The sequence below is a fragment of the Ovoidimarina sediminis genome (genome assembly GCF_032586175.1).
Lineage (GTDB): Bacteria > Pseudomonadota > Alphaproteobacteria > Rhodobacterales > Rhodobacteraceae > Ovoidimarina > Ovoidimarina sediminis.
Genome location: NZ_JAWHTE010000069.1, coordinates 1 through 1271 on the forward strand (window position 1 = coordinate 1; position 1271 = coordinate 1271).

1 protein-coding gene is annotated in these 1271 nt (G+C 55.3%); it reads right to left on the bottom strand.

What is annotated here, in order from left to right; translation table 11 throughout:
* Nucleotides 1-290: 290 nt before the first annotated feature.
* Nucleotides 291-974 (bottom strand): hypothetical protein, encoded by a 684-nt coding sequence (locus RXV90_RS25755; protein WP_316653285.1) that lies wholly within the window; start codon nucleotides 972-974, stop codon nucleotides 291-293.
* Nucleotides 975-1271: the final 297 nt, after the last annotated feature.

Genomic DNA, 1271 nt, shown 5'->3' on the forward strand with positions numbered 1-1271 from the left:
CCTGAGCGACAGGCCCAGTTACGCGCTATCGCGATCTGTTCGCGGCTCTCAACCCGACTTCTTCAACACAATCGGCCGTTCAGAGCCGTTGTATGCTGCCTGGCGCATGACCGGTTTGTCCGCAACCCGGACATCGAGCACAATCTTCGGAAGGTCCGCTGACGGCATAAGCGGAAGTTCCCGCCGAAAAACGTGCTTCGACGGCCGCCAACGACCAGTTCCCTTGGCGGATCAGTCATCTGACTCAATCGCTCGGATGACCGGGAAGAGCCCATGGTGGACGCACGAACCTAGCTATTAAATCGAGACAGATACTTCTCTAGAATGCCGAAGTGTCCAATGTGTCTAGCCGGGCAGGTGTTACAGACGGCACAGACATATGGCATCACTGTCTCCTTCGGGCGAGCGTCGGCACCGATAGGCGACTTTATGGGTGGGTTCAGTTTGTTCCAAGGCACCGGCATCCCAATGTGCCCGCAGTGATCACACCCAACGAACTTCGGAAAATCTTGTGGCAGTTCTAGCACTTGGGCACGGTCATAGAATGGCCAAGCGTCTTCGACCCACCTGTCAATTTCTTCGCCCAACTCTGGCGCGTAGTCGTCACGAACCATGAACCAGAGGCCCAGAAGTGGGTCAGAAAATTCCGAGGCTTCATAAAGTTCAGACATCTTGTCCAGCGCCTCCTTGGCCGACATGAGATTCGATCGGTGCAGTCGTCGGATCAGGGGTACGACACTTCGTGGATTGCAGTCTGGCGGGAGCGGGCGAATGTTCAGTTCGTCGCACGTTTCAAGGAAGTTGGGTTCAACCTCATAGCGTTCCAGATTCGGATTCAGACCAGCAAGAACACGCAATGACGGCGAGTCTTCGCCTCTGAGCAGCAGCTGGACGGCCCATTCAACATAATCTTCACCCATTGCCGTCTTGAACCACCGATTCAGGAGAAGCTTGTCGGTCAGGGTCTCTGCCATGCTAGCACTCGCCTTCGTCGCCTGGACCTATTTACCACATAAATACGCTCAATGACTGTGGATAGGTCTATGACAGCTTCGTCCCGCAATCCGGTCATCCAGCCTGATGTGATCGACGTCCGCTACTGCGAGAAGCCGACGTTCGCGGCGGATTTCGCGCCTTGATGACCGGAAAGCGCAGAAAACCAGTCACCTGACGAAAAGCCTCGGATGTCTGGAGAGAGCCGATTGTGTTGAAAAACTCGGCTTGAGCGAGGCTTTAGCTCCTGATTCACTTCTCCCGAGGCAAGGGAGGTC

Coding starts and splice junctions, on each gene's coding strand:
- RXV90_RS25755 (WP_316653285.1), bottom strand. CDS start 974: ATGGCAGAGACCCTGACCGACAAGCTTCTCCTGAATCGGTGGTTCAAG.